This is a genomic window from Paraburkholderia sp. SIMBA_030 (genome assembly GCF_046535245.1).
GTDB lineage: Bacteria > Pseudomonadota > Gammaproteobacteria > Burkholderiales > Burkholderiaceae > Paraburkholderia.
The window spans coordinates 206,361-220,327 of record NZ_JAWRXB010000002.1 but is presented as its reverse complement, the minus strand read 5'-3'; the positions used below and the strand labels follow the sequence as shown (position 1 = coordinate 220,327).

Sequence of the window (13,967 nt, the reverse complement as noted above, 5' to 3'; positions counted from 1 at the left end):
CGTATGAAGCGCGACGCGATCACCCCAGTCGAGGCGCAGTCCGATTCGCCGCTGTCCGGGCTCGCGCACTTCGGCTTTCTGACGCTGCCGAACTTTTCGATGATCGCGTTCACGAGCGCGGTCGAAGTGCTGCGCATGGCGAATTACGTGGGCCGCGAGCAGCACTACAAGTGGTCGGTGATCACGCCCGACGGCGAACCGGCACGGGCAAGCAACGGCATCGTCGTGAAGCCGACCACGACGCTGGCCGAAGCGGGCATGCCCGATGTGCTGATCGTTTGCGCGGGCTGGCACGTGCGCGATTATGTGGACGACACGGTCATCGCGTTGCTGCAGGACGTCGCATCGAAAGGCATTCCGCTCGGCGGTCTCTGCACGGGTCCGTATGCGCTGCTGGCGGCGAACCTGCTCGACGGTTATCGCTGCACGGTGCACTGGGAAGACATGTCGCCGCTGCACAAGAGCTATCCGCACGTGCGTTTTGCCGATGAGCTGTTCGTAATCGACCGAGACCGGCTGACCTGCACGGGCGGCACCGCGCCGCTCGATCTGATGCTCAACCTGGTCGGCATGAGGCTGGGGCAGGCACATGCGGCGCAAGTGTCGGAGCAGTTCATCGTTGAGCGGATTCGCGGTTCGACTGACTATCAGCACATTCCGGTCGATGCGCGGGTCGGTTTTTCGCGCGCGGAACTCATCGAGGTGGTGCGGCTGATGGAAGCGAATATCGAGGAACCCCTGTCGCTCGATGAACTTGCGCGGCTCGTGCACCTGTCGCAACGTCATTTGCAGCGCATGTTCAAGATGTTCCTGAGCGTATCGCCGACGCACTATTACCTGACGCTGCGCTTGCGGCGCGCGCGCGAGCTGCTGCGCAATACCGATGCGACGATTGCCCGCGTGACGACCGTCTGCGGCTTTCATTCGCCGTGTCATTTCAGTAAGGCATACCGCGCGCAGTTCGGCCATGCGCCGAGCGTCGAGCGGCGGCTATCAGCGTAGATGTGCCAGCTGTACCAGCGTCATTTCGCCGGTGCACACCCGGCGGCTTGGCAGTCTGCATAAAAACATCCAATCCGGCATCAACCACCCTGAGGAAAAACCATGAAACGTCTGTGGGCCGCGTCGCTGTGCGCGTTGTCAATGTCGGCTCTTTATGCTGCCGAACCCGCCACCTGCCAGAACGTCCGGTTCGCCGACGTCGGCTGGACCGACATCGCGGCGACCACCGGTCTCGCGTCGACGGTGCTCGAAGGGCTCGGCTACAAGCCGACCAAAACGATCGCCTCGGTGCCGATCACGTTCGCGGGCGTGAAGAGCAAGCAGATCGACGTGTTCCTCGGCTACTGGTCGCCGACCATGGACCCGATGATCGATCCGTTCAGAAAGGCAGGCCAGGTCAACGTGCTGCCCACGCCGAACCTGACCGGCGCGAAATATACGCTGGCCGTGCCGGATTACGCGTATCAGGCGGGCATCAAATCGTTCACCGACATCGCGAAGAACTACGACAAGCTCGACGGCAAGATCTACGGCATCGAACCGGGCAACGACGGCAACGCGCTCATCAAGAAGATGATCGACAGCAATCAGTACGGCCTCGGCAAGTTCAAGCTGGTGGAGTCGAGCGAAGCGGGCATGCTGATCGAAGTGAATCGCGCGATCCGCGAGAAGAAGCCAATCGTCTTCCTCGGCTGGGAACCGCATCCGATGAACGTGCAGATGAAGATCGACTATCTGTCCGGCGGCGACGACGTGTTCGGCCCGAACTACGGCGAAGCCAAAGTGCTGACGGTCACGCCGACCGACTACGCGGCACGTTGCCCGAACGTCGCGAAGCTCGTGTCGAATCTGCAGTTCACGACCGATATCGAGAACCACGTGATGGCGCCGATCATGAACAAGATCGATGCGAACAAGGCGGCGCGCGACTGGCTGAAGGCGAATCCGGCGGTGCTCGACAAATGGCTCGCAGGCGTGAAGACGTTCGACGGCAAGGACGGCTTGCCGGCGGTCAAGGCTTACGTCGCGGGGAAGTGACGGTTCAGGTTGGTGTTTCGCGCCGTTCTGGCGGCGCGGAAGCCGAACGGCGGGGAAGCGACGGCTTAAGTTTAGCTCCCATGCGATTTTGATCGGCGCGCAAACCGGGCTCAGATCGCCTGAGCCCGACCCGGAAACGTTTCGTCATACCCGGCGCCGTCTTCCGCTTGCGCGGCCGTGCCGCGCTGCTCGCGGTACATCATCGGCGGCAGGCCGAATTGCTTGCGGAATTCGCGGCCCAGATGCGACGCATCGGAAAAGCCGCAACTCGACGCGATATCCGCCACGGTCTTATCCGAACTCGTCAACAGCCATGCGGCGGTGCGCAAGCGCACCTGCTTCGCGTACGCTTGCGGCGCTTTGCCGGTTTGCGCCTTGAAGAGGCGTTCGAGCTGGCGCGGCGACAAATCGAGCTTGCGCGCAAGCTCGTCGAGCGACAGCGAACGTCCCACGTGTTGCTCCATCAGCAGGATCGCGCGCTTCACCTTCGGATGCGCGGCGGGTGCAAGGCCCGGCGGATGCGGCTGCGGCGCGTTGCCCTTCTGCATGTCGTCCACCAGCAGGATGCGCAGCGCTTTTTGCACCGTGGCGGTTTCGAAGTGGCGCAGCAAAATCGCCGCGGCCACGTCGATCGACGCTCGCCCGCCCGAGCAGGTGATGCGCCTGCGGTCGATCACGAACAACCGGTCGGCAACCAGAGCTTCTTCATCGACCGACGGAAAGCGCTCGATGAAATCCCAGTAATGAAACCAGCTCACACAGATGCGGTGGCCATCCAGCACGCCCGCGCGCATCAGCGAGAACACGCCGGTGCACATGCCGACGAGCGTCGCATCGGTCGCGGCGGCGCGGCGGATGAAGGCCAGCGTCGCCTCGCTGGCGGCCGGTCCCGAATGTAGCAGGCCGCCTACCACGACGACGTAGTCGAACGGCTCCGCGTTGTCGAAGGTTTCCCACGGCGTGATCTGGATGCCGCAACTCGCGCGCACCGGAGCAAGGGTTTCCCCGATGACGCTCCACGAACAGCGCACGGGCTTGCTGAAGTCGCCTTCGTCGGCGGACAGGCGCAGCAGGTCGACGAAACCCGAGAACGCCGTCAGCGTGAAGTTCGGCAGCAGGATGATGCCGAAGCGGATGCGTTGCTTCGCGGTGCCGTCGATCGATTGAAGGGGAAGCGGTTCAGCAGGGTTCATGCACGGAGCTGGCAATGGAAAGGGTTGAATCCAAGCATAGCACTCGGGATCGGGGCCGCAGAGACGGTGGCATCAGGATCGCCAGCGGCGGCTATGACGCCTGTCGCAAATGCGTCAGAAGTCATCGCAAATGCGCCGCCGCGCCCGGCCGGCGGCCCGCTTGACGACACTATCCCACGGTGATGCCGTTTTTATTCTATCGGTCCAAATTGACGTGCGGTGCAATGGCGGCTAGTACAGGCCAAACCCGGCCAACCCAGCCAACCCTGGTAGCGCAACGCATAAGGCACGCCATGAACGTCAGCGTCTTCGATCTGTTCAAGATCGGCATCGGTCCGTCGAGTTCGCACACGGTCGGTCCGATGATCGCTGCATGCCGCTTCGCCTCCCATATCGAAGACGCCAACCTGCTGGCTTTCGTGCGCAGTGTCAAAGCCGAACTGTTCGGCTCGCTCGGCGCCACCGGCAAAGGGCACGGCACCGATAAGGCTGTGCTGCTCGGCCTCGAAGGCAATCTGCCCGATCTGATCGATCCGGATCTGATCGAACCGCGTCTTCAGGCGATCCGGGAGACGAAGCAACTCGTGCTGCTCGGCAAGCATCCGGTCAGATTCGACGAGCGCGAACACCTCGGCTTCTTTCGCAAGCTGATGCCGGGCGCGCCGGGCTCGGGCATCGTGCATCCGAACGGCATGCGCTTCCAGGCATTCGACGAAAACGGCCAGTTGCTGGTGGAGAAAGAGTATTACTCGATCGGCGGCGGCTTCGTCGTCAATCGCGAAGGCGACCGCGTGAACGGCCTGCGCGCCGGCGCGGACGTGCCGTATCCGTTTCGCACCGGCGACGACCTGATGCGCATCTGCCGCGAAACCGGTCTGTCGATCGCGCAGGTGACGCTGCGCAACGAATGCGCGTCGCGCCCCGAACAGGAAGTGCGCGACGGCTTACTCGCGATCTGGCGCGTGATGTCGGCCTGTGTCGAGCGCGGCTGCAAGGTGCGTGGCGAGTTGCCCGGTCCGATGCACGTGAAGCGCCGCGCCGCCGATCTGTGCGCGCAGCTGCGTTCGCATTCGGAGGAATCGCTGCGCGATCCGCTGTCGATGCTCGACTGGGTCAATCTCTACGCGATGGCCGTCAACGAAGAAAACGCGGCTGGCGGGCGCGTCGTCACGGCGCCGACCAACGGCGCGGCCGGCGTGATCCCCGCAGTGCTGCATTACTACGTGAAGTTCATGCATGCGTCGAACGACGACGGTATCGTCACCTTCCTGCTGACCGCCGCGGCGATCGGCATCATCTACAAGGAAACGGCGTCGATCTCGGGCGCCGAGGTGGGCTGCCAGGGCGAGGTGGGCGTCGCGTGCTCGATGGCCGCGGCGGCGCTCGCGGCAGTGATGGGCGGCACGCCGACGCAGGTCGAGAACGCCGCCGAAATCGGCATGGAACACAACCTCGGCATGACCTGCGATCCGGTCGGCGGACTCGTGCAGATTCCCTGCATCGAGCGCAACGCGATGGGCGCGATCAAGGCGCTGAACGCGGCGCGCATGGCGATGAAGGGCGACGGGCAGCACTACGTGTCGCTCGATAACGTGATCAAGACGATGCGCGAAACCGGCGCGGACATGAAGACGAAATACAAGGAGACGTCGCGCGGCGGTCTCGCCGTGAACGTCATCGAGTGCTGAACGAATTACGAAGCAACAGTAACGACAAGGACCCAAGATGAGCCGCTATTCGATATTCAGCCTGTTGCGCAACGGGATGTCGTATCACGAGAACTGGGAGCGTCAGTGGAAGAGCCCCGAGCCCAAGCGCGAATACGACGTCGTGATCGTCGGCGGCGGCGGGCACGGTCTGGCCACGGCCTATTACCTGGCGAAAGAGCACGGCGTGCGCAACATCGCGGTGCTGGAGAAAGGCTGGATCGGCGGCGGCAATACGGCGCGCAATACGACTATCGTGCGCTCGAATTACCTGTGGGACGAATCGGCCGCGCTTTACGAAAAGGCGATGAAGCTGTGGGAAGGGCTGTCGCAGGATCTCAACTACAACGTGATGTTCAGCCAGCGCGGCGTGATGAACCTCGCGCACACGTTGCAGGACGTGCGCGATACCGAACGGCGCGTGAACGCGAACCGGCTGAACGGCGTCGATGCCGAATTCCTGACGCCTGAGCAGATCAAGGAAATCGAGCCGACCATCAATCTCAACAGCCGCTATCCGGTGCTCGGCGCGTCGATTCAGCGCCGCGGCGGCGTGGCGCGTCACGACGCGGTCGCGTGGGGTTTTGCACGCGGCGCGGATCAACATGGTGTGGACATCGTCCAGAACTGCCAGGTCACCGGGATTCGCCGCAACGGCAGCCAGGTGACCGGCGTGGATACCACCAAGGGTTTCATCAAGGCGAAGAAAGTCGCGATCGTCGCGGCGGGCAATACGTCGACGCTCGCCGACATGGCCGGTGTGCGCTTGCCGCTCGAAAGCCATCCGCTGCAGGCGCTGGTGTCGGAGCCGATCAAGCCGGTGGTCAACACGGTGGTGATGTCGAACGCGGTGCACGCGTACATCAGCCAGTCCGACAAAGGCGATCTGGTGATCGGCGCGGGTGTCGATCAGTACACCGGCTTCGGGCAGCGCGGCAGTTTCCATATCATCGAAGGCACGCTCGAAGCGATCGTCGAAATGTTCCCGGTGTTTTCCCGCGTGCGGATGAACCGCCAATGGGGCGGCATCGTCGACGTGTCGCCGGATGCTTGCCCGATTATCAGCAAGACCGACGTGAAGGGGTTGTATTTCAATTGCGGCTGGGGCACCGGCGGCTTCAAGGCGACGCCGGGTTCGGGCTGGGCCTATGCACACACGATCGCGAAAGACGAGCCGCATCCGCTGAACGCGCCGTTCTCGCTCGACCGTTTCTACACCGGCCACCTGATCGACGAGCACGGCGCTGCCGCCGTCGCGCACTGATAGGAGAAAAACAGATGCTGCTGATCGAATGCCCGTGGTGCGGGCCACGCGCCGAAACCGAATTTTCCTGCGGCGGCGAAGCGGATATCGCGCGCCCGCCCGACACCGAGAAGCTGACCGACAAGGAGTGGGGCGACTACCTGTTCATGCGCAAGAATCCGCGCGGTGTACATCGTGAGCAATGGTTGCACACGCAGGGTTGCCGACGCTGGTTCAAGGCGCAGCGCGACACGGTGAGCTACGAAATCCAGGGCTACGAGACGTTCGAGCGTCCGCAGCTCGCCATGGATGACAACGAGGCCAAGACACACGAGGGCAAGTCACAATGAGCCAGCAAGACCGACTCCCCAGCGGCGGGCGCATCAACCGCGCCATCGTGCTGAATTTCACGTTCAATGGCCGGAAGTATCAGGGCTACCAGGGCGACACGCTCGCGTCCGCGCTGCTCGCGAACGGTTTGCATTTTGTCGCGCGCAGCTGGAAGTATCACCGCCCGCGCGGCATCGTCACGGCGGGTGTGGAAGAACCGAATGCGATCGTGCAGCTCGAAACCGGCGCTTACACGGTGCCGAACGCGCGCGCTACCGAAGTGGAGCTGTATCAGGGGCTCGTCGCGAACAGCGTGAACGCGAAGCCGAGCATCGAGAAAGACCGGATGGCGATCAACCAGAAGTTCGCGCGCTTCATTCCGGCGGGCTTCTACTACAAGACCTTCATGTGGCCGCGCAAGTTCTGGCCGAAGTACGAAGAAGTGATTCGGGATGCGGCCGGTCTCGGCAAGGCGCCCGAGCAAACCGATGCGGACCGCTACGACAAATGCTTTGCGCACTGCGACGTGCTGGTGGTCGGCGGCGGCCCGACGGGGCTCGCGGCCGCGCATGCGGCGGCGCTGTCGGGCGCGCGCGTCACGCTGGTCGACGATCAGCCTGAACTCGGCGGCTCGCTGCTGTCCTGCCGCACGGATATCGACGGCAAGCCGGCGCTGCAATGGGTGCAGAAGATCGAAGACGAACTCCGGCAGATGCCTGATGTGAAGATCCTGTGCCGCAGCACCGCGTTCGGTTATCAGGACCACAACCTGGTCACGGTTACGCAGCGTCTTACGGAACATCTGCCGGTGTCGCAGCGAAAGGGCACGCGCGAACTGATGTGGAAGATCCGCGCGAAGCGCGTGATTCTCGCGACCGGCGCGCATGAACGGCCGATCGTGTTCGGCAATAACGATCTGCCGGGCGTGATGATGGCCTCGGCCGTGTCGACGTATCTGCATCGCTATGCGGTGTTGCCGGGACGCAATGCGGTGGTGTTCACGAACAACGACGACGGTTATCAATGCGCGCTCGACCTGAAAGCGGCCGGCGCACAGGTGACCGTGGTCGATCCGCGCACGGGCGAGTCGAAGGGCACGCTGCCCGCGCTCGCGCGGCGCTACGGCGTCAAGGTGATGAATGGCGTGGCCGTCACGGCGGCGCACGGCAAGCTGCGGGTGTCGTCGGTTGACGTCGCGTCGTATTCGAACGGACAGGTCGGGACAAAGCAGAGCCAGCTGCCCTGCGATCTGCTTGCGATGTCCGGCGGCTGGAGCCCGGTGCTTCACCTGTTCGCGCAGTCGGGCGGCAAGGCCCACTGGCACGACGACAAAGCCTGCTTCGTGCCCGGCAAGGCGATGCAGGCGGAGACGAGCGTCGGCGCTTGCGCGGGCGACTTCACGCTGGGACAGGGCATTCGCTTCGCGGTCGATGCCGGTGTAGAGGCGGCGCGCGCGGCCGGCCATATCGTCGCGCGGCCGAATCCGGTCCAGGTCGCTGAAATCACCGAGGCGCGGATGCAGCCGCTGTGGCTGGTCGGCGGCCGCGAGCTTGCCACGCGTGGGCCGAAGCAGTTCGTCGACTTCCAGAACGACGTCTCGGCGGCCGATATTTTCCTTGCCGCGCGCGAAGGCTTCGAATCCGTCGAGCACGTGAAACGCTATACCGCGATGGGCTTCGGCACCGACCAGGGCAAGCTCGGCAACATCAACGGCATGGCGATTCTCGCGCAGGCGCTCGGCAAGACGATTCCCGAGACCGGCACGACCACCTTCCGCCCGAACTACACGCCTGTCACGTTCGGTACGTTCGCCGGCCGCGAGCTCGGCGAGTTTCTCGATCCGGTGCGCAAAACGGCTGTGCACGAATGGCACGTGGAAAACGGCGCGGCGTTCGAGGACGTCGGCAACTGGAAGCGTCCTTGGTATTACCCGAAGCCGGGCGAGGACATGCACGCGGCGGTCGCGCGCGAATCGCTCGCGGTGCGCACGAGCGTCGGCATTCTCGACGCCTCGACGCTCGGCAAGATCGATATCCAGGGCCCGGACTCGGCCAAGCTGTTGAACTGGGTCTATACGAATCCGTGGAGCAAGCTGGAAGTCGGCAAGTGCCGCTACGGCCTGATGCTCGACGAAAACGGCATGATCTTCGACGACGGCGTGACCGTGCGCCTCGCCGACCAGCACTACATGATGACGACCACCACCGGCGGCGCGGCGCGCGTGCTCACGTGGCTGGAGCGCTGGCTGCAAACCGAGTGGCCGGACATGCGCGTGCGGCTCGCATCGGTGACGGATCATTGGGCGACTTTCGCGGTGGTCGGGCCGAACAGCCGCAAGGTCTTACAGAAGGTCTGCCACGATATCGACTTCGCGAACGCTGCGTTCCCGTTCATGAGCTATCGCGAAGGAACCGTGGCGGGCGCGGCATCGCGCGTGATGCGCATCAGCTTCTCGGGCGAACTCGCGTATGAAGTGAACGTGCCCGCGAACGTCGGACGCGCGGTGTGGGAAGCGCTGATGGCGGCGGGCGCGGAATTCGATATCACGCCCTACGGCACTGAAACGATGCACGTGTTGCGCGCGGAGAAGGGTTACATCATCGTCGGCCAGGATACGGACGGCTCGATGACGCCTTACGACCTCGGCATGGGCGGGCTGGTCGCGAAGTCGAAGGACTTTCTCGGCAAGCGCTCCCTGACCCGCTCCGACACCGCCAAGGCGGGGCGCAAGCAACTGGTGGGGCTGCTCGCGGACGACCCGTCGTTCGTGATTCCCGAAGGCTCGCAGATCGTCGCCGGTCCGTTCCAGGGCGATACCGCGCCGATGCTCGGTCACGTCACGTCGAGCTATTACAGCCCGATCCTGAAGCGTTCGATTGCGATGGCGGTGGTGAAGGGCGGTCTCGAGAAGATCGGCGAAACGGTCACGATTCCGCTCGCGAGCGGCAAGCAGATTGCGGCCAAGGTCACCAGTTCGGTGTTCTACGACAGCGAAGGAGCACGTCAACATGTGGAATGAAACAGGAAGCGCGCAGTCGGCCGTGAACCGCGCTGTCGGCGAGCAAAATGGCGTGTGGCAGGAGTCGCCGCTGGTGGGTGCGGATGCGCTCTTGAAGAAGCATCAGGCGGTGGCGTCGGCGGCGTTCAGGTTGAGCGAGCGGCCGTTTCTCGAACTCGTGAACGTGCGCGGGGATACGCGCGATGCCACGTTCATGCGTGCGGTGGAAAGCGTGATCGGTTGCTTGCCGCCCGAGAAGCCGAACACTCTTGCCCGAGGCAATGGCTACGACATGCTCTGGCTCGGACCCGACGAATGGCTGGTGCGCTCAGCCGTCGCGCACGATGCGACCCGTACCGCGCCGTTGCAGGCGAAGCTCGAGACGGCGTTTGCGGGCATGTTCGCCAATGCGGTGGACATCGGCAGCGGCTATACGGTGCTTGAAATCAGCGGCACCCGTACGCGTGAGGTGCTGGCGCGCGGCTGCCCGCTGGACCTGCATCCGAAGCTGTTTGGCCTGGAACAGTGCGCGCAGAGCCACTATTTCAAGGCATCGATGACGCTGCTGCCCACCGGCGCCGACAGCTTCGATATCGTCGTGCGCCGCAGCTTTGCGGACTACTTCGTCAAGATCATGCTCGACGCGGCCGAGCCGCTGATGTCGTGAGGCCGTGCGAGCGGTGTTCGTCAGCATCGCTCGCGGCGCTCCCGGCTCCTGACTGACATGACGTCGACACGTCTGGCCACCGCGCGCCTCACCGAGCGCGCGTGCAATCAGGGCGATGCGCACGCCGCGCTCGCGCTGCTCGAACAGAGCATCGCGTTGCGGCATCGGCGCATCGCCCTGATTCGCTATCTGCTTGCGCAGCAACTCGGCGCGCCGTTGCAGGCGCGGCACCACGAATACGTCCGGAAAATCGCCGCGCGGCTGAGCGCGGACACGCTTGCGCGCATTGCCGGCGCCGCGCGTGCCCGGCTTCGCCCTTGATCTTCGCCTCTGATGCCCGGTTCTCGCGTGCGTGATGCGCGCGAGAACGACGCCCCCGTTCCATCCGGTTGACGTATTTCTTCTATGTGGCCGATTTATGTCGGCGTCTACTGAAATGCACGGATCGGAACACCCACGCGGCAGACGCCGCATCAACGAGGGGATGACATGTCTACTGCTTTTCAGCCGCGCGCGAGCGCTGCCGCCAGACTCGAACGACTGCCGTTCTCCGGTTATCACCGGACCATCTTCATCATCATCGCCGTCGCGTTCTTTTTCGATTCAGTCGATCTCGGCACGATGACTTTCGTGCTCGGCTCGATCAAAACCGAATTCGGTTTGTCGAGCGCGACGGCAGGTCTGGTCGCGAGTTCGAGCTTCTTCGGCATGGTGATCGGCGCGGCCATGGCCGGATTGCTGGCCGATCGCTTCGGGCGGCGCCCGGTGTTTCAGTGGAGCATGGTGCTGTGGGGGTTCGCGTCCTATCTGTGCTCGACCGCGCAGAGCGTCGATGCGCTGATCTTTTATCGCGTGCTGCTCGGCTTGGGCATGGGCATGGAATTTCCGATCGCGCAGACCTTGTTGTCCGAATTCGTGCCGGCGGCTTCACGCGGAAGGCTGATCGCGCTGATGGACGGTTTCTGGCCGCTTGGTTTCATCACGGCGGGCGTGGTGTCGTATTTCGTGCTGCCGCAGTTCGGCTGGCGTACCGAGTTCGCGTTGCTCGCGATTCCCGCCGTGTTCGTGCTGATCGTGCGCCGCGTCGTGCCCGAATCGCCGCGCTGGCTCGAACATCGCGGGCGCATCGCCGAAGCGGACAAAGTGCTTGCGGAAGTTGAAGCGAAGGTGATGAAAGCGGCGGGGCTGAGCCAGTTGCGCGCGCCCGTGATGCTGCAGGAAGCACCGGCGGTGAAAGGCAAGGGCGCGTTCCGCGAAATCTGGAGCATGGCCTACCGGCGCCGCACGATCATGGTGTGGACGCTATGGTTCTTCGCGTTGCTCGGTTTCTACGGACTCACGTCGTGGCTCGGCGCGTTGATGCAGCAGGCCGGCTTTGCGGTGACGAAGTCGGTGCTGTACACGGTGCTGATTTCGCTCGGCGGCATTCCGGGTTTTCTGTGCGCCGCGTGGCTGGTCGAACGTTGGGGCCGCAAGCCCACTTGCATCGCGTCGCTCGCCGGCAGCGCGGTAATGGCTTATGTCTACGGACAGACCGCGCTGCACGCGCAAACGCCCACGCTGCTGATCTGCACCGGGCTTGCCATGCAGTTCTTTTTGTTCGCGATGTGGGCCGTGCTGTACACCTACACGCCGGAGCTTTACGGCACCGGCGCGCGGGCGACGGGTTCGGGGTTCGCGTCGGCGATCGGCCGCGTGGGCTCGCTGATCGGCCCTTATGTGGTGGGTGTTGTGCTGCCGATGTTCGGGCAAGGCGGCGTGTTCTCGCTGGGCGCGATGTGCTTCGTGATCGCCGCTGCGGCGGTGTGGATACTCGGTATCGAAACGCGTGGGCTGGCGCTCGAGGCGCTGGTGTCCGAGGCGGTCGAATCGGACGCGCATGGGGTGCTGAGTCCGGTGCGGGATTGAACGCTTGCCGGACCAAGGTGTAAAAAAGAGGCCGCGAGTTTCCCGCGGCCTCTGACTTCCTTTCGTTCAACGCCTTAGACGTTGTAGGGTACCCGCACGCCGGGTTCATCCGCAGGAAAGTCCTTTGTGTTGCGTGAAACCAGCAGCAGGGAATTCACCTCTGCACCGATGATGCAGCCGATGCCGAGGAGGCCGGAGAGGGTGCGCCTGAGCGCATGCTCGCCGCGTTGCTGGAGTTCCTCTTCGGTACGCGGGGCTTCGGTCTGCAGTGCCGCAATGGACTTCCTTTGAAAAAGCGCCATGACACTCCCTTTGGTGGTCGGTGCAGCGAAGGTGAGTAATCGCGTGATTAATCTTTACAAGGCGATGCAAGTTATACATTGGCGCGGCAAGTGCCGGCGTGCGCGACAACGACGACGTCGCCATCCTCGTTTAATCGCCTGGTGAGCCGGGCATCTCATCCGGTTCGGGTTCGGGCGTGCCGACGTCGGTCTCGCGCCTACGTTCGGAACAGGCTGAGCAGCAGCGTAACGACGAACACGACCAGGAAAATGTAGAACAGGATCTTCGCAATTTCCGCCGCGCCGGCCGCGATGCCAGTAAAGCCGAACACGGCGGCAATTATGGCGATCACGAAAAATACGACTGCATAGTGAAGCATGGCGACCTCCTTCCTTGTAGTGAGCGATGGCTGTCGATGCAACGCCGGCCGGGTGGTATGGCGTGGCGCTGCACTGGCCGCGCGCCTTGTTCATGAAGTGCGGCACACCCTGCAGGTCCGCTTGCATACCGTGCCGCCGAGGGCACGGCGCGCGTCGTCCGGACGCCCGGATTTAGCAAGCGCTGTGCCTCAAGCGCCGATATAGGCGGACAGGGGCAAACGGCGCCTTGCAGGACACAGGGCCAGACCAATTGGAATTTTCTTCGGAAGATTCGCGTTGAGCTTGATAGTGGAGCAGAAAAAATTCGTTCAGCGGTGATACGGGCTCACGTCAGTTCATAATGCGCCTTGACAGTCACGGGTGGCGGCACCGGCTCGCCGCACATTTCGAGCAATGAACGCTCGATGTGCCGGACGATCGAATCGAGCGCAAGGCTGTTTGGCGACGTGCCGAACGGTTCAGCTATTTGCCCTGCAATCGCTTCGAGCGCGAGCAAGGTATACGACAGGAACACGGAAATCAGAGGCGTGGCGATACCGATCGAGTCGACCAGCCCAAACGGCAGCATCAGGCAATATGTGTAGACCGTACGATGCAGCAGCACCGCATAAGGGAACGGAATCGGCGTCGATGCGATCCGCTCGCAACCGCCCACTACGTTCATCAACTCGTCGAGCTGCCGGTTCCATGTCCACGCAACCGTGTGATCGACGGCGCCTTTCTGCACGAGCTTCGCTAACCGTTCGCGCAACTCGTGCACCACTGCGACGGCCGGATAGTGCAGATCAGGTTGAACGGGCAGATTGGCGCGCGGCTCGGTATGCCGCAACTGATGCTTGAGCAGCGTCGAGAATGCGATCACGCGGCGCACGAACGCCTGCCGGTCGAAGCCTGGATAGTCTTCGGGAACGTAAGCGATCACCGTCGACACGAGTGCGCGCGAGCTGATCAGCGCGCCGCCCCACAGCGTGCGCGCTTCGATATAGCGCTCGAAGCTTGCGTTATTGCGGAACGCCAGAAAGATCGCGAGCGTGAGCCCGATCAACGTGAACGGCGTCGTGTTCAGCGGAACCTTTTCGCCGAACAGCGTGCCGTCCGTGACGAGCGCGAACATCGCGACGAAGAACAGGAACACGAGTTGCGGAACGATCGATCGCAAGACCGAGCCGTCCCACACGAACAGCATCCGCAGCCAGTTCTGGTGCGACCGGACGATCATC

12 protein-coding genes and 1 pseudogene are annotated in these 13,967 nt (G+C 63.3%); 9 read left to right on the top strand and 4 right to left on the bottom strand.

Annotated elements, in window-relative coordinates; translation table 11 throughout:
- Positions 1-3 precede the first annotated feature (3 nt).
- On the top strand, positions 4-1,002 hold the full coding sequence (locus tag SB772_RS04125) for a GlxA family transcriptional regulator (RefSeq protein WP_410832007.1): 999 nt from the start codon (positions 4-6) through the stop codon (positions 1,000-1,002).
- Positions 1,003-1,104: 102 nt separating this feature from the next.
- Entirely contained in the window at positions 1,105-2,040 is a 936-nt protein-coding gene (locus SB772_RS04120) for a choline ABC transporter substrate-binding protein (RefSeq protein WP_410832006.1), read from the top strand.
- Between the two features lie 110 nt (positions 2,041-2,150).
- On the opposite strand, the gene SB772_RS04115 is transcribed toward SB772_RS04120, so the two are convergent.
- Positions 2,151-3,233, bottom strand: a complete 1,083-nt coding sequence (locus SB772_RS04115) for a GlxA family transcriptional regulator (protein ID WP_410832005.1) — start codon at positions 3,231-3,233, stop codon at positions 2,151-2,153.
- A 293-nt stretch (positions 3,234-3,526) separates the two neighbouring features.
- Between SB772_RS04115 and SB772_RS04110 the strand changes: the two genes are divergently transcribed.
- The 7 genes from SB772_RS04110 (at position 3,527) to SB772_RS04080 (ending at position 12,085) form a co-directional block, all read left to right on the top strand.
- Entirely contained in the window at positions 3,527-4,921 is a 1,395-nt protein-coding gene (locus SB772_RS04110; RefSeq protein ID WP_410832004.1) for an L-serine ammonia-lyase, read from the top strand.
- A gap of 37 nt (positions 4,922-4,958) precedes the next feature.
- Positions 4,959-6,203, top strand: coding sequence for a sarcosine oxidase subunit beta family protein (locus SB772_RS04105; protein ID WP_410832003.1), 1,245 nt, complete (start codon positions 4,959-4,961; stop codon positions 6,201-6,203).
- A 14-nt stretch (positions 6,204-6,217) separates the two neighbouring features.
- The gene (locus SB772_RS04100) at positions 6,218-6,532 is read left to right on the top strand and encodes a sarcosine oxidase subunit delta (RefSeq protein WP_410832002.1); all 315 of its coding nucleotides are present in this window, start codon (positions 6,218-6,220) and stop codon (positions 6,530-6,532) included.
- On the top strand, positions 6,529-9,531 hold the full coding sequence (locus SB772_RS04095) for a sarcosine oxidase subunit alpha family protein (RefSeq protein WP_410832001.1): 3,003 nt from the start codon (positions 6,529-6,531) through the stop codon (positions 9,529-9,531). Before SB772_RS04100 ends, SB772_RS04095 begins: the two co-directional genes overlap by 4 nt.
- Complete coding sequence (locus tag SB772_RS04090) at positions 9,521-10,177, top strand: sarcosine oxidase subunit gamma (RefSeq protein ID WP_410832000.1); 657 nt, start codon at positions 9,521-9,523, stop codon at positions 10,175-10,177. The genes SB772_RS04095 and SB772_RS04090 overlap by 11 nt, the downstream gene beginning before the upstream one ends.
- A gap of 57 nt (positions 10,178-10,234) precedes the next feature.
- Entirely contained in the window at positions 10,235-10,498 is a 264-nt protein-coding gene (locus tag SB772_RS04085; protein ID WP_410831999.1) for a hypothetical protein, read from the top strand.
- Between the two features lie 168 nt (positions 10,499-10,666).
- On the top strand, positions 10,667-12,085 hold the full coding sequence (locus SB772_RS04080) for an MFS transporter (RefSeq protein WP_410831998.1): 1,419 nt from the start codon (positions 10,667-10,669) through the stop codon (positions 12,083-12,085).
- Between the two features lie 74 nt (positions 12,086-12,159).
- On the opposite strand, the pseudogene SB772_RS04075 reads toward SB772_RS04080, so the two are convergent.
- The 3 genes and pseudogenes from SB772_RS04075 to SB772_RS04065 form a co-directional block, all read right to left on the bottom strand.
- Positions 12,160-12,249: pseudogene (locus SB772_RS04075) on the bottom strand (VapC toxin family PIN domain ribonuclease); the annotation flags it as partial.
- A gap of 335 nt (positions 12,250-12,584) precedes the next feature.
- Positions 12,585-12,746, bottom strand: a complete 162-nt coding sequence (locus tag SB772_RS04070) for a DUF1328 domain-containing protein (RefSeq protein ID WP_410831997.1) — start codon at positions 12,744-12,746, stop codon at positions 12,585-12,587.
- 326 nt (positions 12,747-13,072) lie between these two features.
- Positions 13,073-13,966, bottom strand: coding sequence for a bestrophin family protein (locus tag SB772_RS04065; RefSeq protein ID WP_410831996.1), 894 nt, complete (start codon positions 13,964-13,966; stop codon positions 13,073-13,075).
- Between the last annotated feature and the right edge of the window lies 1 nt (position 13,967).

What these genes read in the sequence shown, in the direction of transcription:
- SB772_RS04095 (WP_410832001.1), top strand. Translation starts at nt 6,529, where the DNA reads ATGAGCCAGCAAGACCGACTCCCCAGCGGCGGGCGCATCAACCGCGCC.
- SB772_RS04110 (WP_410832004.1), top strand. Translation starts at nt 3,527, where the DNA reads ATGAACGTCAGCGTCTTCGATCTGTTCAAGATCGGCATCGGTCCGTCG.
- SB772_RS04080 (WP_410831998.1), top strand. Translation starts at nt 10,667, where the DNA reads ATGTCTACTGCTTTTCAGCCGCGCGCGAGCGCTGCCGCCAGACTCGAA.
- SB772_RS04115 (WP_410832005.1), bottom strand. Translation starts at nt 3,233, where the DNA reads ATGAACCCTGCTGAACCGCTTCCCCTTCAATCGATCGACGGCACCGCG.
- SB772_RS04085 (WP_410831999.1), top strand. Translation starts at nt 10,235, where the DNA reads ATGACGTCGACACGTCTGGCCACCGCGCGCCTCACCGAGCGCGCGTGC.
- SB772_RS04065 (WP_410831996.1), bottom strand. Translation starts at nt 13,966, where the DNA reads ATGATCGTCCGGTCGCACCAGAACTGGCTGCGGATGCTGTTCGTGTGG.
- SB772_RS04120 (WP_410832006.1), top strand. Translation starts at nt 1,105, where the DNA reads ATGAAACGTCTGTGGGCCGCGTCGCTGTGCGCGTTGTCAATGTCGGCT.
- SB772_RS04100 (WP_410832002.1), top strand. Translation starts at nt 6,218, where the DNA reads ATGCTGCTGATCGAATGCCCGTGGTGCGGGCCACGCGCCGAAACCGAA.
- SB772_RS04070 (WP_410831997.1), bottom strand. Translation starts at nt 12,746, where the DNA reads ATGCTTCACTATGCAGTCGTATTTTTCGTGATCGCCATAATTGCCGCC.
- SB772_RS04125 (WP_410832007.1), top strand. Translation starts at nt 4, where the DNA reads ATGAAGCGCGACGCGATCACCCCAGTCGAGGCGCAGTCCGATTCGCCG.
- SB772_RS04090 (WP_410832000.1), top strand. Translation starts at nt 9,521, where the DNA reads ATGTGGAATGAAACAGGAAGCGCGCAGTCGGCCGTGAACCGCGCTGTC.
- SB772_RS04105 (WP_410832003.1), top strand. Translation starts at nt 4,959, where the DNA reads ATGAGCCGCTATTCGATATTCAGCCTGTTGCGCAACGGGATGTCGTAT.